Here is a 358-nt window from a genome sequence, read left to right on the forward strand (position 1 = left end):
CTCAACATTATCTAAGGTAACGGTATCGTTTGCGGCAACAGCTTCACCATTGTTGTCTGTAGCAGACACACCGATGATTAATTCACCATCCACCAGGCCAGAGACATCCGCGTTTACAGTGTAGTTGCCGCCCTCATTCACAGTCGCTGTGGCTGTTACAATATCGCCGTTGCTGTCGGTAATGGTTATAGTAACTTCCGTACCTTCCGGTAAGTCAGAAGATGTACCGGACGCGGTGAGTATTCCACCATCCACTTCGGTGATGACGGTCAAGCTGCCTTCAACGTTATCCAACTCATCATTCGTAGAAGCGGCTTGCTCGTTACCGTTATTATCTGTCGCGGAGACATCAATGCTT

The 358-nt window shown here is 48.6% G+C and carries 1 protein-coding gene; it reads right to left on the reverse strand.

All coding sequences use genetic code 11. The features are described 5' to 3' along the window. On the reverse strand, positions 1–358 hold a 358-nt coding region (locus R0K30_RS21305), incomplete at both ends, for a hypothetical protein (RefSeq protein ID WP_410612766.1).

The sequence above is a fragment of the Bacillus sp. SIMBA_154 genome (assembly GCF_046536015.1).
Taxonomy (GTDB): domain Bacteria; phylum Bacillota; class Bacilli; order Bacillales; family Bacillaceae; genus Bacillus; species Bacillus pumilus_P.